The 21,904-nt window shown below is 61.3% G+C and carries 18 protein-coding genes; 1 reads left to right on the forward strand and 17 read right to left on the reverse strand.

Annotated elements, in window-relative coordinates:
- Position 1: 1 nt before the first annotated feature.
- From KSS94_RS14450 to KSS94_RS14500, 11 genes are all read right to left on the reverse strand, one after another.
- A complete protein-coding gene (locus KSS94_RS14450) occupies positions 2–445 on the reverse strand; it encodes a cell division protein (RefSeq protein WP_217838781.1) in 444 nt (147 codons plus the stop codon).
- A gap of 222 nt (positions 446–667) precedes the next feature.
- The gene (locus tag KSS94_RS14455) at positions 668–1,414 is read right to left on the reverse strand and encodes a hypothetical protein (protein ID WP_217838782.1); all 747 of its coding nucleotides are present in this window, start codon (positions 1,412–1,414) and stop codon (positions 668–670) included.
- 41 nt (positions 1,415–1,455) lie between these two features.
- Positions 1,456–2,448 (reverse strand): sel1 repeat family protein, encoded by a 993-nt coding sequence (locus KSS94_RS14460; protein ID WP_217838783.1) that lies wholly within the window; start codon positions 2,446–2,448, stop codon positions 1,456–1,458.
- A gap of 115 nt (positions 2,449–2,563) precedes the next feature.
- Positions 2,564–4,609: a type VI secretion system Vgr family protein gene (locus KSS94_RS14465; protein WP_217838784.1), complete on the reverse strand. Its 2,046-nt coding sequence runs from the start codon at positions 4,607–4,609 to the stop codon at positions 2,564–2,566.
- A gap of 536 nt (positions 4,610–5,145) precedes the next feature.
- On the reverse strand, positions 5,146–6,111 hold the full coding sequence (locus tag KSS94_RS14470) for a hypothetical protein (RefSeq protein ID WP_217838785.1): 966 nt from the start codon (positions 6,109–6,111) through the stop codon (positions 5,146–5,148).
- Positions 6,112–6,197: 86 nt separating this feature from the next.
- The gene (locus tag KSS94_RS14475) at positions 6,198–7,001 is read right to left on the reverse strand and encodes a PoNe immunity protein domain-containing protein (RefSeq protein WP_225935788.1); all 804 of its coding nucleotides are present in this window, start codon (positions 6,999–7,001) and stop codon (positions 6,198–6,200) included.
- On the reverse strand, positions 6,998–7,801 hold the full coding sequence (locus tag KSS94_RS14480; protein ID WP_217838786.1) for a PoNe immunity protein domain-containing protein: 804 nt from the start codon (positions 7,799–7,801) through the stop codon (positions 6,998–7,000). The genes KSS94_RS14475 and KSS94_RS14480 overlap by 4 nt, the downstream gene beginning before the upstream one ends.
- Positions 7,798–8,637 carry a PoNe immunity protein domain-containing protein gene (locus tag KSS94_RS14485; RefSeq protein WP_225935789.1) on the reverse strand — a complete coding sequence of 280 codons (840 nt, stop codon included), beginning with the start codon at positions 8,635–8,637 and terminating at the stop codon, positions 7,798–7,800. The genes KSS94_RS14480 and KSS94_RS14485 overlap by 4 nt, the downstream gene beginning before the upstream one ends.
- Positions 8,638–8,661: 24 nt before the next feature.
- Entirely contained in the window at positions 8,662–9,447 is a 786-nt protein-coding gene (locus KSS94_RS14490) for a PoNe immunity protein domain-containing protein (protein ID WP_217838787.1), read from the reverse strand.
- Positions 9,444–10,262, reverse strand: a complete 819-nt coding sequence (locus KSS94_RS14495; protein WP_217838788.1) for a PoNe immunity protein domain-containing protein — start codon at positions 10,260–10,262, stop codon at positions 9,444–9,446. The genes KSS94_RS14490 and KSS94_RS14495 overlap by 4 nt, the downstream gene beginning before the upstream one ends.
- Before the next feature lie 274 nt (positions 10,263–10,536).
- Positions 10,537–11,325 carry a PoNe immunity protein domain-containing protein gene (locus KSS94_RS14500; protein ID WP_217838789.1) on the reverse strand — a complete coding sequence of 263 codons (789 nt, stop codon included), beginning with the start codon at positions 11,323–11,325 and terminating at the stop codon, positions 10,537–10,539.
- Positions 11,326–11,474: 149 nt separating this feature from the next.
- Here KSS94_RS14500 and KSS94_RS27375 point away from each other — a divergent pair, with 149 nt between their 5' ends.
- Positions 11,475–11,603 carry a hypothetical protein gene (locus tag KSS94_RS27375; RefSeq protein ID WP_264081990.1) on the forward strand — a complete coding sequence of 43 codons (129 nt, stop codon included), beginning with the start codon at positions 11,475–11,477 and terminating at the stop codon, positions 11,601–11,603.
- Positions 11,604–11,765: 162 nt separating this feature from the next.
- Here the strand turns inward: KSS94_RS27375 and KSS94_RS14505 are convergent, their stop codons facing one another.
- Genes KSS94_RS14505 through tssM form a run of 6 tightly spaced genes read right to left on the reverse strand, consistent with a single transcriptional unit; the run spans position 11,766 to position 21,898 of the window.
- Positions 11,766–12,722 (reverse strand): PoNe immunity protein domain-containing protein, encoded by a 957-nt coding sequence (locus KSS94_RS14505; RefSeq protein ID WP_217838790.1) that lies wholly within the window; start codon positions 12,720–12,722, stop codon positions 11,766–11,768.
- Between the two features lie 2 nt (positions 12,723–12,724).
- A complete protein-coding gene (locus KSS94_RS14510) occupies positions 12,725–14,311 on the reverse strand; it encodes a hypothetical protein (protein WP_217838791.1) in 1,587 nt (528 codons plus the stop codon).
- A 55-nt stretch (positions 14,312–14,366) separates the two neighbouring features.
- A complete protein-coding gene (locus tag KSS94_RS14515) occupies positions 14,367–16,670 on the reverse strand; it encodes a type VI secretion system Vgr family protein (protein ID WP_217838792.1) in 2,304 nt (767 codons plus the stop codon).
- On the reverse strand, positions 16,651–17,682 hold the full coding sequence (locus KSS94_RS14520) for a serine/threonine-protein kinase (protein WP_217838793.1): 1,032 nt from the start codon (positions 17,680–17,682) through the stop codon (positions 16,651–16,653). The genes KSS94_RS14515 and KSS94_RS14520 overlap by 20 nt, the downstream gene beginning before the upstream one ends.
- The gene (locus tag KSS94_RS14525; protein ID WP_404669718.1) at positions 17,679–18,410 is read right to left on the reverse strand and encodes a PP2C family protein-serine/threonine phosphatase; all 732 of its coding nucleotides are present in this window, start codon (positions 18,408–18,410) and stop codon (positions 17,679–17,681) included. The genes KSS94_RS14520 and KSS94_RS14525 overlap by 4 nt, the downstream gene beginning before the upstream one ends.
- Entirely contained in the window at positions 18,407–21,898 is a 3,492-nt protein-coding gene (gene tssM / locus KSS94_RS14530; protein WP_217838794.1) for a type VI secretion system membrane subunit TssM, read from the reverse strand. The genes KSS94_RS14525 and tssM overlap by 4 nt, the downstream gene beginning before the upstream one ends.
- Between the last annotated feature and the right edge of the window lie 6 nt (positions 21,899–21,904).

The following is a 21,904-nucleotide window of genomic DNA, read 5'->3' on the forward strand; positions in this document are numbered from 1 at the left end:
TTTAAACGGTGGAGGCACGCCGGTCATGGCGGTACAGCCAGAACAGCGGCGGCAACAATACCAGCAGTGCCAGGCTGTCGACAGCCAGGTGCGACCACATCCCCGCCTGCAGCGAAATGGCGATGTCCTGCGGCGCCCACAGCAGCAGCCCGGCCATCAGCCAGGCCCAAGCCGCGCTGCTGCGGTAGCGATCGGCCAGGCGGACCAGCGCCAGCATGTACAGTGCGTAGCCCTGCAAGGTGGCGCCGAACAGTGCCATCCACCACACCTGCTGACTGTGCCCGGCAGATGGCGCGGCCCGGCCCCAGAACGCCTGTTCCAGCGACAACAGGTAGCCGTCGAACAGCGCGGTGCTGCCGGCCCAGCTCAGCAGCAGGCCGCCGAGCAGGTGGGCCAGGGCGATGGTTTGCAGCCAGAGGATCAGGCGGTGGCGGGTGGGGGTCATCAGGCACGTTCCTTGGCTGTCGGGGCAGTTCAAGCCTTATCGGCAGGAGCCCGTTGGTTCATGTGGGCAACTCGCTTGCGGGTTACCTGTACCGGCCTCATCGCCGGCAAGCCGGCTCCTACAGGCACGGCGCAGGCTTGAAGCATATGAGATGCCTGTGGGATCGGGTTTACCCGCGAACACCGGCGCAGCCGGTGCCAGGCGCTGTGTCCTTTGCCCCACTCAACACCCGTTGAAATCCGTACAGAGCATCGCGCCCTTGATCAGCTTCTGCTTGGCCGTCAGGTATTCCATCTCGACCCAGCCTCCCGCAATGCCCGTGACTTTCACCTGATCGCCGGCAATCAGGTACATCCCGGTCTTCGACGCCACCGAAGCATCGCTGTAGATCAACGCCTTCTGCGCGCGCACCTCGAGCGTGGCGAGGCGCCCCTGCAGCCAGTTGTCATAGAACGGCGACTGCAGCGCCTTCAGCACACCGTTGCGGTGCTTGTACGGGTAGCTGAACAACAGTGTCTCATCATCGCCGATGACATCGGCGCCATGGCCGAAGTAGGCACTGCTGCGCTCGTCCAATGCCAGGCCTTGCGAACCTCGCCGGTACAGCAGTATCGAGTAGTAATCGGTGCTGTAGATCAACCCCGGGTAACTGTTGACCGGCACGGCGTGCATCACCACCAGAAATTCCCCCTGGGCATCTTCGGCCCAGAAGGCATCGGCCACCTTGCCAGGCTCAGCCAGGTACGGCAGTTCGCCGATGCGTTGCGCGGCGCCGCTGGCGCAGTCCAGCAGGTTGACGGTCAGGCCCAACGCCGACGACCCCTCCTCGATTGGCGCCTGGTCGAAATACACATAGCCCCCAGCCATGCCCAGCGCCGGGAATGGCTTGTGCCTCGGGGCCTCGCAGGCATTGGCGAACAGGGGTAACAGGCACAGGCCGAGGCAGGTGGCCAGGCGACGCATGTTCATCGATGAAAGACGCTCCTTGAATGCTGATATCGGTCGCTGCATCAGTTGCATGACACACCCGCGGCAGCGGCCTGCGGCGCTACGCCAAGACGCACCAGCGCCTGCTTGCTGACCTTGTTGCCGGCCGCGGCTGCGGCCTGGTAGCAGGCTATGGCGCGCGCCGGCTCAGGCGCCCCGAAGCGGCCATGCTCCAGGGCCTCGGCCTGCATCTGCAGTGCATCGGCATCGCCCATGCTGGCCGCCTTGGCCAATGCAGCCCGGGCTTTCATTGGTGCCTCGCAGCGCTCGCGGCTCGACGAACTGTCGCCACCATCGCAGTAGAAGTAGGCCAGTTGCATGCCTGCTACCGGCAGCTGCCTGGCAGCCACTTGCAAAAGGTGTTCGGTTGGCCCGTAGCCCAGGTAGGTGGCCATTTGCGACATGCTCAACCCGGCAGCCTGCAGATTGATCTGCGGATCACCCGATTGCGCGGCGCACAGGTAGTTCTGCAGCCCGGCATCGAACAGCTCCAGGGTCAATGGATAGGCTTCCAGGCCTGCCAGGGACAGGAAGCCTCCCCCGCGCAGTTCACAAACCCGCTGCTCGCGGCTCATGCCGGGCATGTCGGTGACCTTCAGGTCGCGCTCATCGATCGACCAGTCCTCCAGGCGCTCGAGCCTCCAGCACTGCTGCTGGCGAAAGCCGTAGATGCGCATGCTGTTCAGGCCTGCACGCAGGTCCACCACCTCGGCGGTATGCCCTTCGACGTTGACCCGAACGGCGTCGGAGGTGGCTTGCACTGGCTGTACGAGGGGGAAGGCCAACTGGTTGCTGGCGACGGTATCGGCAACCGGGGCGAAGTCCTCGCCGGAAGGTTTCAGCTGCAAGCGTGACACCCTGTCCCGGGTAAACGCCCGTTGCAACTCAGGGTCTTGGCTGTAGGCCTGCCAGAAGGTGGCGAAGTCGGTTGCCGGGCAGGCGGGCTGGTCAGCCAATACCTGAGGGCAAAGCAAAGCGACGAACAAGGCTGCGGCGTAGCGGTGGAACTTGATCAATCAGCACTCCATGCCAGTTGAAGGCCGTTGGCCTTCGGTGGGGGATTCTCTGAGCTTTGAACGGGTGAAGCTGGCCGGCGCCTCGTCGGCAAGGCGCCTTGCCCGGGTGACGCCATCACCCCGAAAAACTGGCCATGGGCTTGGGCACGTTCTTCAGCTTTTCTACCGGCGGGTTGACCAGTGCCGGCTCCATCACCGCGCCCGGCTTGTCGTTGTCTGCCGCTGCCGGCAGCACCGGCGGCAGTACCGCCACCCCGCTGCCACTGCCCGGCGCGCCACCGGCGTTGAGCAGAATCTGCGCCCCGACCACCGTGACACCGCCAGCGTCGAGCTTGATGAAGCTGCCACCGGCGGTGACCGTCAGCTCCTGCCCCGCTTCGATGACGATGCCCTGCCCGGCCTTGACGTGGATCTCGCTGCCCACCTCCAGCAACTGCGAGGTGCCGACCTTCACGTGCTGGCTGTTGCCCACGGTGAGGTGGTCGCTGACCTTGAGCTCGGTCTTGCGGTCAGCCACGGTGGTGCGGTGTTCTTCGGCGTTGAACTGGCTGTAGCTGTTGGCGACCACAATGTCGTGGCGCTCGTTGCCAACGCGGATCTTCTGGTCGTTGCCGATGTACTGGTCCCAGTTGCGCTGGGCGTGCAGGAATATCTGCTCCTGGTTCTTCTTGTCCTCGATGCGCAGCTCGTTGAAGCCACCGCCACCGGGGCTGCTCAGGGTCTTGAACACACTGCGGGTCTTGTGCAGCGGCAGCTCGTAGGGCGGCGCATTCTCGGCATGGTACAGGCAGCCGCCCACCACCGGGCGGTCGGGGTCACCCTCGAGGAAGTCCACCAGTACTTCCATACCCACACGTGGGATGGCCACGCCGCCATAGCGCTCGCCGGCCCAGCTGGACGACACCCGCAGCCAGCAACTGGTGGTCTCGTCACCCTTGGCCTCGCGGTCCCAGAAGAACTGCACCTTCACCCGGCCGTACTCGTCGCAGTAGATCTCCTCGCCCTTGGGGCCGGTGACCACGGCGCTCTGGCTGCCCAGTACCTGGGGTTTCGGGTGCTTCAGTGGCGGGCGGTAGAACACATCCCACGGCGTGGCCAAGAAACGGTTGCGGTAGCCCTGGTGGAAGTCGTCCTTGTCGTCGGTGGTGTCGCTGGTCACCGACTCTTCCAGCACCTGGGGCTGCTTGCCCTCGTGGTGCACTTCGGTCAGCAACCACAGGTCGTTCCACTCGCTGCGCGGGTGCTCGGCCAGTTGCATGAAGTGCCCGCTCACCAGCCGCGGCACGTCACCGCGGCCTTCGGCCAGCTGGTAGTCGGCGCGGTGACGCTCCAGGGCGCGCTGGCTCAGTTGCTTGCCACGGGCGCGGTCGGTGAAGCCAGCCGGGTAGTCGTAGTCTTCCAGGTCCGGCTCGTCGATGGTCGGCTGGTCGGGCTTGTAGGCAGCCTCCATCAGCAGGCGCGGCTTTTCGAAGTCGTAGTCACGCCGGCTGACGCGGCTGGTGCGGGTTTCCAGGCGCACGTTGAAGCGCTTGATCACCGGGTCGTCGGCGACCATGCCGGTGTCCTGTACGTAGGTCGCCGGCTGGCCGAGCTTGGGGAAGAACGCCTGATCGTCGCCGAACACCAGCAGGTGGCCGTCGGCGCTGTGCTCGAAGTGGTAGTGCAGGCCCTCCTCTTCGCACAGGCGCTGCACGAAGTGCAGGTCGGTCTCGTCGTACTGCACGCAGTATTCGCGCACCGGGCACGGGGTGCCGAGGCTGAAGCGGTAGGCATCGCTTTGCAGACCGTGTTCTTCGAAAATCTTGGCGATGATCTGCGGCGCGGTCAGCTGCTGGAAGATGCGCTGGTTGGTGCGGTGCGCGAGATACGCCAGGTGCGGCACCAGCACCACGCGGTAGCGGTGCAGGCGCTTGCCCGAGTCGCCCTGGGCCACCTGGTACACCTGGGCGTGGATGCCCTTGCCGGCCGGGTCAAAGGCCAGAAACGCCTGCTTGTGCAGCAGGCTTTCCAGGTCGATGTCGGGGCGCTCGCTGACCAGTTCCACCTCGAAACGGTACGGCTGGCTGATGGCTTCCTGGCCGGTGAACGACAGCACCTGGAAGTCGACATCGCTGTCTGCCAGGGTCAGGCTGAAGTGGGTTTCATTGCCGGGGTTGAACATGGGGGCTTCCTGTCCAGAGAGTGTCCATTTGGGCGGCCTGGCCAATGCGCATGCAGCGGCCAACGGGGCCGTGGCGGCGAGCGCGCCGGGTGCCTTGTTCAAGCATTCGATGAAATGCCGGGGCCGTTGCCCGGCAAGGTGCGCGCCAGGCACTGGGCGTGACGGCAGCAGGTGATGGTGGTGCAGGCTAAGCGGATCGAGCGGTACACCTTGGCCTCCTTGGCTTGCAGTACAGAGCCGGTCGACCGGGCCCTGATGCGCGTTTAAACATCCTGTTCACTGTGGGGCGGCACACGGGCAGCCTTGACCGACCCAACATGATAGCAATGAGCCATTTTGATGCAATCGGGGAGAACCTTAGAGGCATGGCCTCGGCGCCAGGGTGCGGTCGTGTTCGACCAGGTCCCTGGAGTAGACCCTATGCGTGATGGTATCGAGAAATTCAGCCATCGACTCGTAGTAAGCGTCCGTGATGAACGGCTGCCTGCGCCTGGCTGCGACGTTTTGCGCGGAGGCTTCTGCGGATGTAGCGGCGGTCATGTCACTCTCCCTGTCACGTATTGCGCGACAACCGGCAGGTCGTCGGGGTCCAGTTCAATTTCTTCCAGCTCAGCGCCAAGGCCCTGCGCAGCCAGGTCGAGGGTAACGATGCCAGGGCGCACGAAGGGCCTAGGGTCCTCGCCGTAGTAGATCATCGCCTCGCCTTCCGGCACGTTCTCCAGCCGGGCGAACCCTTGCGCGTCCAGCGTGCCGTCCATGACCGAGCCATCGGCAAAGACGATGCGGTACGGCGCATGGGCCACCGGCTCCAGGTTGGCGTAATGGAAGTTCAGCTCGAGCCAGGTTGGCGCGCTGCCGTCTGCGGGGCGCTTGGCGACCTGCTTCACATGGATGTTCTGCGGCGTGGGCTTTTCAGTCTGCGCGGGGCGCTGCGAGCCGGATGCCAAGCCGGCGCTGTTGCGCTGCTGGCGCACCCACTGCCCTACCCGCTCCTGCGCCAGGGCGAACAGTTGCGGCAGTTGCTCGCCCGCATTACGTATTACGTTACGCACCGTGACCTGCAAGCTGGCCGGCAGCACCTGAAAGGCCGCCGAAGCCTGCACCGCGCTGTCAATCAGCGGCAGCTCCGCCGCCAGCGCCTGGGCATCGAACAACCCTTCGAGCAGCGCCTCGGGGCTGGTCTTCAGCCGGCAGCGGCCAAGCGTATTGCGCAGCACATCGAACAGGTGGGGAGCAAACCGCCCGGGTTGGCCGTTGACCGCACGCAGCATCTGCTTGCTGGCCTCCCCGGGGCCGGGTATCCAGCCAACCAGGGCGAATGCCAGGTCGATGCCTGCCTCCTGCTGTGCCTGTGCGCCCTCGGCATTGTGCAGGGCGATGCAGGCCTGCACAGTGTCGTCGGCATCGATTGCCTGCTTCAGGCACGGCAACTTGCCCTGGGCGATGCCGGTAGAGATGCGCTCTGCCATTGACCGGTAATAGCGGTTTATTTCAGCGTCCAATTGCGGGTTTGTCCTTGTGATCGACCAGGTTGCGGGTTTTGCCTGGCGCTGAGTGGCTACTGCGCCGGCGCCGGGTGGAAGTGCCCTCATCCGGCACGGCGTTGGGCCCTGGCGTACTCGACCAGATCCTTGGGGTAGACCATGTGGTCGATTGCGCTGTCATCCAGGTTGTGCAGGTAGGCAACAGCCCCTGCTTCAAAGGCCCAGTAACCCACGTAGCTGCCTTCGTCGCCCTGAATATTCAGGTGCGTATCATGCCAGTAGGTACTGGCCCCTTCGAAGTTGGCATACCAGCACTGGCAGTAACGGTCGAGGAAGCTGACAGCTTGCGCGGGCGTTTCGGCATCGATCGCGTCAATCAATGGCGCATACATCGGATGGTACCAGCGCTCCACATCGAAGCGCCCCGGTAGTACCTTCACCAGTAATTCTTCATACAGGGCATCCTCACCGATAAAGCCGGCCCGGTCTGTCATCGCCACCAACCTGGCCAGCAAGTCGGCCCTGTGCAGCAAGATGCACAGGCTCACCACCTGCACGAATTCTTCGTAGTGCCCCAGGTGGTAATCAATGCTCAACGGCGAAATATGCTCGTGCCCTTCGGCAACGGCCAGCAGCCGCTGCAGGCTCTCATACCGGGCTATCAACTGCTCCAGCACCGGCTCCATCTCCGACACGGGCTCACCTGCGGTATAACGCAGCACAAGCGCCTTGAAACAAGCCCCCTTGAGCTCGCTTGCCTTCAACGCAGCGCCTTGCCCCGGGTAGTCTTCATCGAGTGTTGCGTCCGCCCAGAAGCGGTCAGCGCCATCATAAAAGGCACGCATGTTTTCGTAGTAGCCACTGGTTACAAACTGCTGACGCCGCTTCACAAGGTCTCCCATGATCATTGCCCGGTGCCAGTGGGTTTATGGCTGCGCGCATACGCAACAAGGTCCCGCGGGTAGACCATGCTGGAAACCTGGCTATCTTCTATCCCGAACAGATAGGCGTAAGCACCTGCCTCGAACGCCCAATATCCGAAATAGGCGCCATCGTGATCCGTCATCCATGAATGGGTGTCGAACCAAGGTACATTGGTGTGCTCAAACCCTTCGTACCACGCCTCGCAGTACTCGCTCAAACAACGAGTCGCCGCAACCTGGTCGCCATCCGTTACACAGTCCATTGCCTGAATCAGCATCGAGTAGTGTGGGTGATACCAGCCGTCATCACAGCGCCCACGCTCGACTACCCTTGCAACAATCGATTCATATACAAGGTCGTCGCCCTCATAACCGGCGTTATCGGTCAAGGCCAGGACCCTCAGCAGCAAATCCTTCCTGAAAAGCAGAATGCACAGGCTGACAACCTGAATGAACTCTTCATATTGGCTAAGTTCGTGCTCGATACTCAACGGCGATATCGACGGCTCCTGCTCGTTGTTGGCGAGCCTTTTCTGATACTCCTCAAGCGCGTCCACATAGCGCACCAGGCTCTCCACCAGGCGCTCGGGCGGCTCACCCGCGGTATATTTCAAGAGCAAAGCGAAAAACAGTTCGTCCTTCACAGTCTGTGCCCGCAAGGTCTCCCCTTGGCCGGGGAAGTCTTCAGCGAGAACCTTGTCCTCCCAATACGCGCGCGACGCGTCCAGTTGTACAATCATGCGCTGGTAATAGGCTTGGGTCAGAAACTGCCGGTTTCGATTCAATTGACTTCCCCCGCCGCGCTCGCCTGTGAAATATCGAAAGCACGCGCATACTCAATCAGGTCTCTGGGGTAGACCATGTGGTCCACAGCGCTATCGTCAATGTCATAAAGGTACGCGATGGCAGCCGCTTCCAGTGCCCAGTAGCCAAAGTACGCACCGTCTGTTTCAGTCATGGTCAAATGCGAGTCATGCCAGTAATTGGCAACATCGGCAAAACCGCTGTACCAGCCCCGGCAATACGCGCTCAGCCGCTCGGCCGCGCAGTCAGCGGTTTCTGCGTACACCGCCTCGATCAACGAGCGGTAGGCCGCGTGGTAGAACTCATCCACTTCATACCTGCCGGGCAAGCGTTTCTTCAGCAAGTCCTCGTACAGCACATCCTGACAATAAAATCCGGCACGGTCTGTCAGCCGGACAAAGCGCGTCAACAGGTCATCACGGTGCAACAGCACGCAAAAACTGACGACCTGTACGAACTCCTGATATTCGTACAGCGCATCACGGATATTCAGGGGTGATATATCCAACTCCCCATGGTACTCGGCCAACGCACACTGATACGCCTCATACGCCTCGACCAGTGCCTGCAGGTAGCCCCCCAGTACCGAGATGTCTTCTCCCGCCGTGTAGCGAAGCATCAGGTTCTTGAAAGCCGACATCTTGATTCTGGCTGCCGTCAGCGACGCACTCTGCGCAGCGGTCTCGCCCGGCAACGGCTGCTCGGCGAGCCGTGCCTTGATCGAATCATGAAACGCGGCAAGATGGCGGTAATAGCTATCCGTGATGAACGGCTGACGTCTCTGCAAAATACACTTTCCTTGTTGTTGCCAGTTCACTGGCGAACCTTCCGTGTTCAGTCGCTACTGGGCGGGCCCATGATGCCTGGCGTACGCCACAAGCTCACGCGGATAAACCATGTGGTCAATCGTGCTGTCATCGATGCCATACAAATACGCTACCGCAGCGGCCTCGATGGCCCAATAGCCGTAATAGCTTCCGTCATCATCTTCAATGTCCAGATGACTGTCATGCCACTTGGCGCCCACTCCGCAGAACCCGTTGTACCAGTTATCGCAATAGCGTTTGAGCAACCGCGAAGCGTCACCCTTGTCGGCGGCATAAATAGCGCGAATCAAGTCGGTATAGCTTTCATGGTACCACTCATCGATATCTGCACGCCCAGGCATGACCGGCGCCAACAACGACTCATACAAGGTGTCTTGCGCATAAAAGCCTGCCGGGTCGAACAACCCGACCAGACGAGCCAGTAAGTCCGTGCGTTGGAGCAGAATGCACAGTGAGAAAACCTGCATGCATTCTTCAAAATTTGACGGGCAGCTGTCGATATTCAGCGGTGCCACATCGGCAACACCTTCCGATCGTGCAAGATCCGCCTGATAGGTTTCATAACACCCGATCAGGTGTTCCAGCGGGCGCATGAGTACTTCAACAGGCTCGCCAGCGGTATACCTCAACAGCACACCCTCAAAGGCATCCTGTTTGCACTGATAAGACCTCAACGCCTGCGCCTGGCCGGGATGGTCCTCATCAAGTGCCTGGGCGGACCAAAAGGCTGGCGAGCCGTCACATAATTCCAGCATGGCCCTGTAATACCCGTCCGTCATGAACGGCTGCCGCTTATTCAAACCGTCACCTCATCATGCAAATGTCCTTGCGCAGCCATGGATTCCGGCTTATGGCTTCGCGCATACTCAACCAAGTCACTGGGATAGACAATATGTTCAATTTGAGCGTCATCGACCCCATACAAGTAAGCTATCGCCGCAGCCTCGAATGCCCAATACCCATAATAACTGCCATCCTCTTCGGTCATGGTGAGGTGACTGCCGTGCCATGCACAAGCCTCGAACCCGGAGTACCATTCAGTTACATACTTCTTCAACCACCCGCTAGACGCCTCTTTTGACTCGGCGTAAACCACCTCAATCAGATCCCTGTAGCCCTCATGATAAAAGCCCGAAACCTCCGCCCTGCCCGGCAAAATCTTCTTTAATAAATCTTCATACAAGACATCCTGCCCAGCAAAGCCAGCCCTATCAAACAAGGCAACGAACCTCTTTAGAAGATCAACCCTATGCAGCAATATACAAAGACTCACAACCTGCACGAACTCTTCATATTGACAGAGCCAATCTTCGATATTCAGCGGAGCTATACACTCCTCCTCATGATACTCACCCAAACAAACCTGATATCGCTCATGGCAAACCACCAAACGCTCAAGGCACCCCTCTAAAGATTTTACAGGCACCCCTGCGGTATACCTTATCACCAATCCCATGAAGGCATCCTTCACCTTCTGGTACTCAGTCAACGCAGCACCATGTTTTGGGGAGTCGCCTTCGAGGGGATGTTCATCCCAATACGCTTCTGCCGAATCCGTAAAACGCAGTATATTGCCGACGTATTCATGCGTTATAAAAGGTTGACGCCTATTCACCTGACATTCTCCAGCCTAAAATTCGGCTTTTCCATGAGCGTGTCCACTTGATGGGGTTAATCAATACGCATGCGGCAGCTGGAGTGGCCGAAGTGTTGACCGTGACGCTTGCTTAGATGCAGTGCGTAAAGCCGGGGGCCAACGATATCCCCAGTGACACCACCACCTGCATCGCGACGCCTCGACAGGCCAGTACCAGAAGGTCGCGGCCAAGAGCCCCCATGAACGCCAACATACCCCCGGCTGCGCTGGATAAACCAGGGGAGTGCTCTTATCAATTCTTTCTCACAGGAAAGGAACGGGCGTACGCAACCAAATCCTTCGGGTAAACCATGTGATCGATTTCACTATCATCGATACCATACAGATAAGCGATAGCGGCAGCTTCCATCACCCAGTAACCAAAATACGAGCCATCATCTTCTTTCATCCGAAGATGAGTATCATGCCAATAATTTGGGAGCTCCGCAAAAGCGGCATACCACCCAGAACAATACTCACCCAACAGTCTTGAGCGTTCGGAAGCACCGTCCGCATAGATGGATTCAATCAGAGACTCATACACTGCATGATAATACTCATTCAACTCTTGACGTGCAGGCAAGACCTTTTTCAACAAATCCTCATACAACATATCATCGCCTGCAAACCCCGCAGCATCCATTAGCGCCACAAAACGAGCCAATAGCTCATTTTCATGCAGCAGAATACAAAACCCCACAACCTGAACGAATTCCTGATATTGAAATACTGCATCCTCAATATTTAGCGGCGCTATATTTGGCATTCCCTCATAGGCAGCGAAATCTTTTTGAAGATCCTCATACGCTTCAATCAACCGTTCAAGATCCTCTCCCAACGAGGATATTTCTTCACCGGCCGTATACTTAAGCATCAGCCTCATGAAGAGCGTATCTTTTCTTTCAGATGACGTGCGAAATGCGCTTTCCTCAGGTGTGTCGCCAAAAAGCGGTGAAACCGCCCTTTCTGCCAAAATCTCATCACATATCGAAAGCATACTTTTATAATAGCCTTCGGTAATGAACTGCTGCCTACGCTTCATTATGCTCTCTCATTTCAGTGCATCCTGCTGACCGTAATTCTTGGCCAGCACCAGCCGGTAGTTGTGCTGGTGCATGCTCGAATCGCCCCCTGGGCCTCGGTCGCTTCGTGGATCGCGTTCCGACCGGTTCGGCAAGGAACACCCCACCGGTGCAGCAGGTTTTCCAGTTCGATATCCTGGTGCGCGCTGACCAGTCCCACCTCGAGGCGGTACAGCTGGCTGATGGCCTCGCGGCCATTGAGCAACAGAACCTGAAATCGACATCGCTGTCTGCCTAGGTGAGGCTGAGGGGGCTTCATTGCTGGAGTTGAACATGGGACTTCCGCGCCGAAGCGTGTGCCCCTGATGGACTTGGCCAATACACATGCGACAGCCATCGCGACCGAGGAGTTGATCGTACGCCGACGATAGCATCCCCAGTGACGCGGCCATCTGCACCACTACTCCTCACCAGACCAATACCAAATAGTTGCCCCCCACGAGGAGCCTTTGAACTCTGGCATGATCTCACCTGCGGTGAAGAAACGACGGGAATTAGACTGGGCCGGGCTAAACCAATAACCCGTTCGAATGCAGGGCTGCCCTGCATATACCTTGCCTCTTTCGGCAGCCACAGTATCCGGCTTATAGCTTCGCGCATACTCAACCAAATCACGGGGATAAACCATGTGATCCACGCCACTATCATCTATATCATAGAGATACGCTATCGCAGCTGCCTCTAGCGCCCAATAACCAAAGTACGCTCCATCCGTCTCAGTCATAGTCAAGTGAGTGTCGTGCCAGTAATTTGGTATTTTCGCGAAAGATTGATACCACCCACTGCAATAGTCAAGTAACAGTGCAGAAGCTTCAGCTGGTGACTCTGCATACACGGCCTCAATAAGAGACTCGTAATTATCGTGATAATACTCATCCACCTCAAACCTGTTAGGCAGGCTTTTCTTCAACAAATCCTCATATAGAACATCTTGAGAGGCAAGCCCCGCCCTATCCGTCAACCGCACAAAGCGTGACAAAAGGTCATTACGATGCAGCAATATACAAAAACTTACAACCTGAACAAACTCCTCGTACTCAAATACTATATCTTCGATATTCAGCGGAGAGATATCGACCTCGCCGTGATATCTTCCAAGCGCATATTGATACTGCTCATAAGCCTCGACCAGTGCTTCCAGGTAGACAGCGAGCGTTGATATATCTTCCCCAGCAGTATAACGTAGCATTAGCCCATTAAATGCCGACATTTTCACTTCATACGCTGTCAGCGATGCACCGTGGTCCGGAGTGTCCCCTTCCAGAGGATCCTCAAGCCATGAAGTCCTTGCCGAATCATGAAACGCAATGAGCTTTCTATAATAGCCATCCGTAATGAACTGCTGACGCCTCTTCATGATCACTTCTCCTTAGCCAATGATTCCAACTCACCAAACTTCTTCATCAGAGCGCCCTTGCGCTTATTCACCGCCTCTTTTACATCATCCTCATCATAGTGATAGGCATCATGCTTATCATGGTGCGAATCAGCCTTACCCTCTTTCAAAGACAACGCATGCTCCGCCGGACTTTCTGACAGATGATAAATAGGGGAAAAAAACAAATGCCGACTATAGGAACGCTTAACCGACGAAGCCAGAGCAGCTCCCACTGAACGCGAAAGATTAGCAGAAATCCATTCTTTACTCATTTGAACCATAAGATCTTTAGCAAGTTTACGCTGGGCACCAGCTTCCCCCTTAACTTCAGGCTTATTTTGCTCAGAACTATTATCTCGAGGCTTCTTTTTTTTCACTTTTCGACGTTTCTTTCCCGTCGACTCCGAAGCTGCAGACTCATCATCCTCCAGCACGGGCTCTATTAAATCAAAAGCACCACCCTCTCCAGACAACCCCAGCTTAGAGTTTATAGAAGGCTTTCTTTTAGAAAATTTATTTCTGGCAAATTTTGGACCATCTTCATCCCTGCTCGCCTTAGCCTCCACAATTGCATATTTTTTCCCTTGATTGTGTTCTCCCGTCGCACGCCAAACAGCATCAATTCCGGTACCATTGGCACCATCTGTAAGTTTATAAAGTATGTGGGCTTGCTTGGGATTTCCACCTTGTGAAAGCTTCCCCGGTTTAGTGGCGGACGGTTCCCCGTCCAACCACTTGCCGTCACCTCCCTTGTCATGGCCATCCCAGTCCTTTCCCCAGCCAAATTTATAAGCACAGATATAGTCCGCAATATGCTCGCCACTCACACCAAGCATTTCATTGGTCAGCCCGTCATAAGCCCGGTCCCCCAACGCCTGCTTGGTACTGGAATTCTGCTTGGTAGCATCACCATCATTCGTCCCATGCGCCGAGTCACCTTTCTGGTCCCCCGGCTTCGCCGTGCTGGCCTTCCGTGACGTCCCCGACGCCATCGCCGAGCTGTTGCGCTGCATCTTGGTCCACTTCATCACCCTGCGCTCAACAATACCGACCAGGCTCGGCATGCTGTCACGCGCCTCGGCGAGCACGGTGGTGATGGTCGATTGCATCCAGCGTGGCAGGGCATCGTAGGCCGAGGAATCCTTTACCCCGGCGATCACTTCGTCGATCTCGGCAGCCAGTGCGCTGGAGTCGAACACCTCTGCCAGCAAGGCCTCGGGGCTGGTCTTGATGCCGCACTCGCTGAGCACGAAACGCAACACATCGAACAGCACCGGGGCGAAGCGTTCCGGGTCCTTGTTGATCAGGCGCAGGCTTTTCTTCACGCCATCGCCCGGCCCCGGAATCCACCCCACTAGCGCCATCACCAGGTCGAACTGGGCTTCTTCCTTGGCGCCCGGGGTTTCGGCGTTGTACAGGGTAATGCACGACTCGATGGTGTCGTAGGCATCGATGGCCTGCCCGAGAAAAGGCACGGCACCGAGGGCGATGCCCTTGCCGATTTCGAGGGCGGCGTCCTGGTAGGCGGCGGTTCGGTCGGCACTTCCTTCGGCCGTTTCTGCTGTCATGCTTTGCTCCCTGTGATGTATTGCGCGACGACGGGTGGGTTGAGCTTCTGCGGGGTCATGAAATGCGCCCCGACACTTTCTCGGCAATGGCTTGAAGGTCTACCTGATCCGGGTCGAAGCCCAGTTTACGCAAGTCGGCATTCAGGTCTTCGTCGGTGGTCTTGACCGACTTCACCCGCTCGCGGGTAAACGGCCGCGGGTCCTCGCCGTAATAAACCATCGCCTTGCCTGAAGGCACGTCCTCCAACCGCGCAAAGCCTTTGTCATCCAGCTTGCCTTCCTTCACCGAACCATCGGCGAACTCCACCCGGTACGGCGCCCCGGGTACCGGGTCGAGGTTCTTGTAGTGCAAGTTCAATTCGAGCCAGGTCGGTACCTGCGGGGCCTCCGGCACCTTGCCAGCCAACGCCGTGGCCGCTGCCCCCGGCAACAACGGCGGCAGAATGCCGATGCCACTGCCACTGCCCGGCGAGCCGCCGGCATTGAGCAGCACCTGCGCCCCCACCACCTTCACGCCACCGGCATCGAGGGTGATGAAGCTGCCGCCGCCGCTCAGGCTGATCTGCATGCCGGCGTCGATCACCACCTTGTCGCCAGCCTTGATGTGCACTTCCCGGCCGGCTTCCACCAGTTGCGCGGTGCCGATCTTCACGTGCTGGTTGTTGCCCACGGTCAGGTGGTCGTCCACCTTGATCTCGGTCTTGCGGTCACCCACCGTGGTGCGGTGCTCTTCGGACTGGAACTTGCTGTAGCTGTTGGCCACCACGGTGTCGTGGCGTTCGTTGCCGACGTGGATCTTCTGGTCGTTGCCGATGTTCTGGTCCCAGTCGCGCTGGGCGTGCACGAAAATCTGCTCCTGGCCTTTCTTGTCCTCGATGCGCAGCTCGTTGAAGCCGCCGCCGCCGGGGCTGCTCAAGGTCTTGAAGGTGGTGCGGGTCTTGTGTGCCGGCAGCGCGTAGGGCACCGGGTTGACGGCGTGGTACAGGCAGCCGCTGACCAGCGGCTGGTCGGGGTCGCCTTCAAGGAAGGTCACCAGCACTTCCATGCCGATGCGCGGAATGGCCACGCCGCCGTAACGCTCGCCGGCCCAGCTGGACGATACCCGTAGCCAGCAACTGGTGGTCTCGATGCCCTTGCCTTCACGGTCCCAGAAGAACTGCACCTTCACCCGGCCGTATTCGTCGCAGTAGATCTCCTCGCCCTTGGGGCCGGTGACCACGGCGCTCTGGCTGCCCAGTACCTGGGGTTTCGGGTGCTTGAGCGGCGGGCGATAGAACACGTCCCAGGGCGTGGCGAGGAAGCGGTTGCGGTAGCCCTGGTGGAAGTCGTCCTTGTCGTCGGTGGTGTCGCTGGTGACCGACTCTTCCAACACCTGGGGCTGCTTGCCCTCGTGGTGCACTTCGGTCAGCAACCACAGGTCGTTCCACTCGCTGCGCGGGTGCTCGGCCAGTTGCATGAAGTGCCCGCTCACCAGCCGCGGCACGTCACCGCGGCCTTCGGCCAGTTGGTAGTCGGCGCGGTGACGCTCCAGGGCGCGCTGGCTCAGTTGCTTGCCACGGGCGCGGTCGGTGAAGCCAGCCGGGTAGTCGTAGTCTTCCAGGTCCGGCTCGTCGATGGTCGGCTGGTCGGGCTTGTAGGCAGCCTCCATCAGCAGGCGCGGCTTTTCGAAGTCGTAGTCACGCCGGCTGACGCGGCTGGTGCGGGTTTCCAGGCGCACGTTGAAGCGCTTGATCACCGGGTCGTCGGCGACCATGCCGGTGTCCTGTACGTAGGTCGCCGGCTGGCCGAGCTTGGGGAAGAACGTCTGGTCGTCGCCGAACACCAGCAGGTGCCCGTCGTGGCTGTGCTCGAAGTGGTAATGCAGGCCCTCCTCTTCGCACAGGCGCTGCACGAAGTGCAGGTCGGACTCGTCGTACTGCACGCAGTACTCGCGCATCGGGCACGGGGTGCCGAGGCTGAAGCGGTAGGCATCGCTTTGCAGGCCGTGCTCTTCGAAAATCTTGCCGATGATCTGCGGCGCGGTCAGTTGCTGGAAGATGCGCTGGTTGGTGCGGTGCGCGAGATACGCCAGGTGCGGCACCAGCACCACGCGGTAGCGGTGCAGGCGCTTGCCCGAGTCGCCCTGGGCGACCTGGTACACCTGGGCATGGATGCCGTTGCCGTCAGGGTCGTAGGCCAGGAAAGCCTGCTTGTGCAGCAGGCTTTCCAGGTCGATGTCGGGCCGCTCGCTGACCAGTTCCACCTCGAAGCGGTATGGCTGGCTGATGGCTTCGAAGCCTTCGAACGACAGCACCTGAAAATCGACATCGCTGTCTGCCAGGGTCAGGCTGAAGTGGGTTTCATTGCTGGGGTTGAACATGGGGGCTCTCCCTGTCCGCAAGGTGTCCTTGGGGTTGGCCGAACCATCGGCGCAATAACGAAAGGCGGGGGGCCGCCAGGGCCTGTTGCAGTTCGCGGGCGCCGGCCTGGCGCGCTGCGGGGTCCAGCGCCAGGGCCTGGCGCAGTGCTGGCCATACATTTTTTGGCAGGTTGGCGGGCCGCTCCAGCGGCTGCTCGGCGTGCTGCGCGTGCATGGCCTGGGCGCCGTCGCGGCCGAACGGCTGCTTGCCGCCGGCCAGCTCGTAGATCACACAAGCAGCGGCGAACAGGTCGCTGGCAGGCGACAGCGGCGCGCCGTCGAGCAGCTCGGGGGCGGCGTAGGCCGGGGTCCAGGCGCTGATGCGCTGGCGGCTGAGTTTGGCCAGGCCTTCAAGCACACCGTCCATGGCCTGGCCCAGGCCGAAGTCGAACAGCTGCACGCCGTGCTCGCCGAGGATCAGGTTGCTGGGCTTGATATCGCCATGCAGCACGCCGCGCCCGTGGGCGAAGGCCAGCACCTCGAGCAGCCCCAGGGCGATGCCGCGCAGCTCGCCCCAGGCCAGGCCCAGGGGTTGCTCGCACAGCAGGCGGTCCAGGGGCATGCCGCGCAGCAGTTGCATGCTGAAGAACGCCTGCTGGCTGGCGGCGTCCACCTCGAAGCCGTGCACCCGCACCACGCCGGGGTGCGGCAGGTGGCGGGTGAGCGCGTACTCGCTGTACAGCAGGGCCGCGCCGTCGGGGCACTCGGCCACGTCGTCGCGCAGCAGCTTGACCGCCACCATGGGCTCGGGTTCGCCGTGCTGCTCGGCGAGCAGGTCGCGGGCGCGGTAGACCATGCCCATGCCGCCGGCGCCGAGCAGGCCTTCGAGCTTGTAGCGCCCGCTCAGCACCGGCGGCAGCACGCCGGGCAGCGGCGCGGCGGTGATCGCCAGCGGCGCCTTGGCGGCCTCGGCGGCCTTGGCGAAGTAGCCCAGGTGGTCGCTGGCGCCGCCCAGCAGCTCGGCGGCGTTCATTGGCGCACCACCACGCCGGTGAGGTTGTCCGAGGCGCGGCCCTGCATCACGTTGTCGAACAGGTACTCCAGGGCCCGCGGCGGCTGGCCCTGGCTCAGCGCCTTGCCCAGGGTTTCGTCGCTCTGGCTCTGGTACAGGCCGTCGCTGCACAGCAAGAAGGTATCGCCAGGCACCACCATGAATTCCAGTACCTCCAAACGCAGGGTTTCGTCACCGCCCAGGGCGCGGGTCAGGGCGTGGGCGCCGGGCTGCTGCCCGGCTTCCTCGGCGCTGTAGCGGCCCTCGTCGATCAGTTGCTGGCGCAGCGAGTGGTCGCGGGTCAGCTGGAACAAGCGCTTGCCGCGCCACAGGTAGCAGCGGCTGTCGCCGGCCCAAATGCACGCGCCGCGGCCTTCGTGCACCAGCAGCGCCACCACGGTGCTGCCCATGATCGGGTCGGCGCGGCCGGTGACCACGGTCAGCGCCTGGCCCAGGCGGCGGTTGACCCAGTGCAGGCACTGGCGTACCGCCAATACCTGCTCGTCAAAGCTGCCGTCCAGGGCCAGGCCGTCGAGGGCCTCGACCACCATCTGGCTGGCCAGGTCGCCGGCCTGGTGGCCGCCCATGCCGTCGGCCACCACCCACAGGCCGCGCTCGGGGCGGTCCAGGTAGGCGTCCTCGTTGCGCTCGCGCACCTTGCCCGGGTCGGTACGCCCGGCGCTGCGCCAGCGCCCCGCCACCACGGTCACAGCGCCACCGGCATGCGCAGGTTACGCACCGCGCTCAGGTCGAACGGGTTGGGCGAACGCTGGGTCAGCACCAGGTAGTTGGCGCGCATGCCACCCACATTGGCCTTGATCATCAGCACGTCGCGACCGCTCTGGTACTCGGTCTGCATCAGGTCGAACAGGCGGAACAGCGACCATGGGCCGGTGTTTTTCTCCAGCACCATCGACTTGCCGTTCAGGCCTTCCAGGGCCAGGCTGGTGCGCCCGTCATCGGCCTCGGTGGGCCACTTGAAGGCCATCGGCACGATCGGGCCATGGCGGTACACCATCTGCTGCTCGCCAAAGCGGAACTCGGCGCGGCCCACGGTGGAGTCCAGGGTGTAGGGCTCAAGCTTGAACTGCACCTGCGGCTCGTTGGGGTTGTCGGCAAAGAAACCGCGCTGGATGGTCTGCACGTTGTTCATCTGCTCGAGGAACTCGCGCGACACCGGCAGGCTGCGGCCATCCACGGCGCGCAGGCGGTAGCTGCCCGGCTCGCCGATCACGAACGGCTTGAGGTAGGTATCGAAGAAGCGGTCGGCGATGCCCTGGGCCTTGAAGAACTCGCGGAAATCGTTCAGCGCCACATCGCTGCTGCTATGGGCGTGGAACGGGTAACGCTCGTCGATGGTCTTGCTGTAGAAGCTGTACAGCTGGGTTTCGTAGCGCTGGTTGACGTACTCGTAGCTGTTGTCCAGCACCAGCATCCAGCTGTCTTCGGCCAGGGTCGAGAACCAGCCGCCCACCGGCCGTGGCAGGCGGTTGGCGCTGTTGCGCAGGGTGCTGATGGGGTCGCGCTGGTTGCCGGCCATGCGTCCCTTGGCCACTTCGAAGGCGGCCTGCTCGGGCTGGCTGGAGCGCGCCAGGCCCAGCAGTTGCAGTTGCAGGTCGTTCAGCGCCTGCAGCACCGGGCCGAGGTCGGCGGTGGGGCCGTTGTCGTCATCCAGCAGGCGGTGCAGCGGCTCGAAGCGCCGCTCCAGGGCCTTGCGCGAGGTGTCCGGCAGGCGCTTGGCCAGGGCCTGGCCGGCGGCGCCAGCGGCAGCCGCCACCTTGCCCAGTTTGCCACCGGCCTGTTGCGCGGCCTCTGTGGCGGCATCGGCGCTGTCGGCCACGGCCGGGAAGCGGGTGTTCTCGCGCACTTCGGCCAGCATTTGCAGCAGCGGCGAGTTGGCCGCACTCAGGCTGGCCAGCTGGTTGGCGCCTTCTTCGGCATTGGTGAAGGTTTCCAGGCGCACCTGGCCGATGGCTTCGCTCCAGTAGTTGGCGTAGTCGTTGAAGTACAGCTGCTCAAGCTCCACCAGCAACTTGCGCATGTCCATGCCGCTGAGGCTGCCGCCCTCGCCCAGCACCCAGTTGTCGCGCAGGATGTCCTGCACAAGGCCCGCGCCCTGGGCCATGAAGTACTGCTGGTAGCCACGCTGGGTATAGAAGCCCGGGATCACGTAGTCGGTGCCGACGAACACTGCGCCCTGGGGGCCGGTATGCTGGCTCAGGCGGTACTCGGGCAGGCTGCGGGCCTGTTCGCGCAGCACGCGGTACACCACCGCGGCCAGCGACTCGCGGCGCAGCACCTGGCGCGCCTGTTCCACCAGCGGGTCGTTCAGCTGTTGGCTGAAGTTCAGCGCCAGCAGGCGTTCGTAGTGGGTGTTCAGCTGGTTTTGCAGCTGGGTGTTGCCGGGGTAGCGCTGCGACCACTGGGTGGCCATCCATTCCTTGAGCAGCGCGTTGTCGCGGCGGTCCGGCATGTTCAGCATCAGGTAGGCCCGCAGGCTGGCCAGCAGGCGTTCGCGGTTGCCCATGCTGCTGCGAATCTGCCCTTCGAGGGTTTGCGCCACGCGCGGCAGCAGTTGCTCGGTCAGCTCGCGGTTGTAGGCCTCCAGCAGCACCGGGTTGGTTTCGCCGCCCTGGTACAGGCCGCCGCGTTCGGCGTAGGGCGCATCGCCCGAGTCGGGGAACACCTGGGTGGCGGCGTAGCGGTTGTCGAGGATCGGCAGGATCGCCATGGCGTCATCGCGGGCGGTCAATGCGGCGCCCTGGCGACCGTGGCGGTCGGCCAGGTCCTTGAGTTTTTCCAGGTTGCCGTCGTTGGCCGAGAAGCTGCCGGCCCATACCAGGCCGAACAGCCCCATGCAGCCCAGGGCGCCGGCGTACAGGGCGCGCTGCCCCCAGTTGATGCGGTTGGTCTCGCGCTTGTCCAGGCCAGCCAGGGCGGCTTCTGGGAAGATCACCTTGGTCATCAGGTCGTAGATGAAGCGGGTGCGGCCGCTGTGGGTCATCGGCAGCGTCTGGCCCTGGGCATCCACGGCACCGGCGGCGCTGGTGTGCGGCGCGCTGGTGAAGTAGAAGCCGCGCAGCGAGCTGGCGCGCTGGTAGCGGTTGCCGGTAAAGGCGGCGTCCACCAGCATGCCGAGGTTGGCGCCCACCTGCCCCAGTTGCAGCGGGAAGTCGAGAATCAGGCCACGACGCTGGGCGTCGCGTTCCTGGTGCATGCGCATGATCACCTGGGCGCTCAAGCGCGACAGCAGGTCTTCGAACTCGCGGTTGAGCACGGCCACGTCGGTGCCTTTCTGGCCCTTGCCGAAGCTGGCGCCGAGCACCTGCTCGCTTTCTTCACGGGACAGCTGGTCGAAGAACGCATCGAAACCGAGGATCTTGTCGGCCTTGCTCAGCACCAGGTACACCGGCACGTCGGCGCGCAACTGCTGCTGGATCTCCTGCAGGCGGTTGCGCAGGGTACGCCCCAGCGCCACCATCTTTTCCCGGTCACCGCCCAGCAGGGTGGTCACCGGCACGGTGACCAGCACGCCATTGAGCGGGCGGGTACGGCGGCGCGAACGCAGCAGGCCGAGCAGGGTCGACCAGCCGGCGGCGTCCACCTCGCTGTCGTTCTGCTCCACGTAGCGGCCGCTGGTGTCGATCAGCACGCCATTGTCGGCAAAGTACCAGTCGCAGAAGGCAGTGCTGCTGGTGTCACGGCTGAGCTTGCGTTCGATCTTGTTGATCGGGAACTCGAGGCCGGAAAAGTCCAGCAGGCTGGTCTTGCCAGCACCGCCGGGGCCAATCACCAGGTACCAGGGCAAATCGTTGCGCCAGCGCTCGCTGCGGCCACGGTACAGGCTGGAGGTCTTGAGGGTGCGCAGGGCATCCTTGAAGCGTTCGCGCAGGGTGCGTTCGGTCTCTTCGATAACGGCACGGCGGGCAAGCTCGGCCTGGCCGGTCTCGCTCTCTTCGGTCTCTTTCTTGCGCACGTTGCCGCGCCAGCTGGCGAAGACGATGAACAGGCCCCACAGCAAGAACAACACGGCGATGGTCAACAGGCGCGGGCTGGATTCTTCCCAGAACTTGTTGTCGGCAATCGCCAGCAGCGGCCCGACGAACCACACCAGCAGCGCGGTCAGCAGCACCAGCAGCAGGGTCCAGACCCAGGTCCTGGTCAAGAATGCCCAGGTCTTGCGGAAAAAGTTTTTCATTGTACG

This window comes from Pseudomonas fakonensis (assembly GCF_019139895.1).
Classification (GTDB): Bacteria; Pseudomonadota; Gammaproteobacteria; order Pseudomonadales; family Pseudomonadaceae; genus Aquipseudomonas; species Aquipseudomonas fakonensis.

Coding starts and splice junctions, on each gene's coding strand:
- KSS94_RS14500 (WP_217838789.1), bottom strand. CDS start 11,325: ATGAAGCGTAGGCAGCAGTTCATTACCGAAGGCTATTATAAAAGTATG.
- KSS94_RS14475 (WP_225935788.1), bottom strand. CDS start 7,001: ATGATCATGGGAGACCTTGTGAAGCGGCGTCAGCAGTTTGTAACCAGT.
- KSS94_RS14450 (WP_217838781.1), bottom strand. CDS start 445: ATGACCCCCACCCGCCACCGCCTGATCCTCTGGCTGCAAACCATCGCC.
- tssM (WP_217838794.1), bottom strand. CDS start 21,898: ATGAAAAACTTTTTCCGCAAGACCTGGGCATTCTTGACCAGGACCTGG.
- KSS94_RS14515 (WP_217838792.1), bottom strand. CDS start 16,670: ATGTTCAACCCCAGCAATGAAACCCACTTCAGCCTGACCCTGGCAGAC.
- KSS94_RS14505 (WP_217838790.1), bottom strand. CDS start 12,722: ATGAAGAGGCGTCAGCAGTTCATTACGGATGGCTATTATAGAAAGCTC.
- KSS94_RS14455 (WP_217838782.1), bottom strand. CDS start 1,414: ATGAACATGCGTCGCCTGGCCACCTGCCTCGGCCTGTGCCTGTTACCC.
- KSS94_RS14465 (WP_217838784.1), bottom strand. CDS start 4,609: ATGTTCAACCCCGGCAATGAAACCCACTTCAGCCTGACCCTGGCAGAC.
- KSS94_RS14520 (WP_217838793.1), bottom strand. CDS start 17,682: ATGAACGCCGCCGAGCTGCTGGGCGGCGCCAGCGACCACCTGGGCTAC.
- KSS94_RS14510 (WP_217838791.1), bottom strand. CDS start 14,311: ATGACAGCAGAAACGGCCGAAGGAAGTGCCGACCGAACCGCCGCCTAC.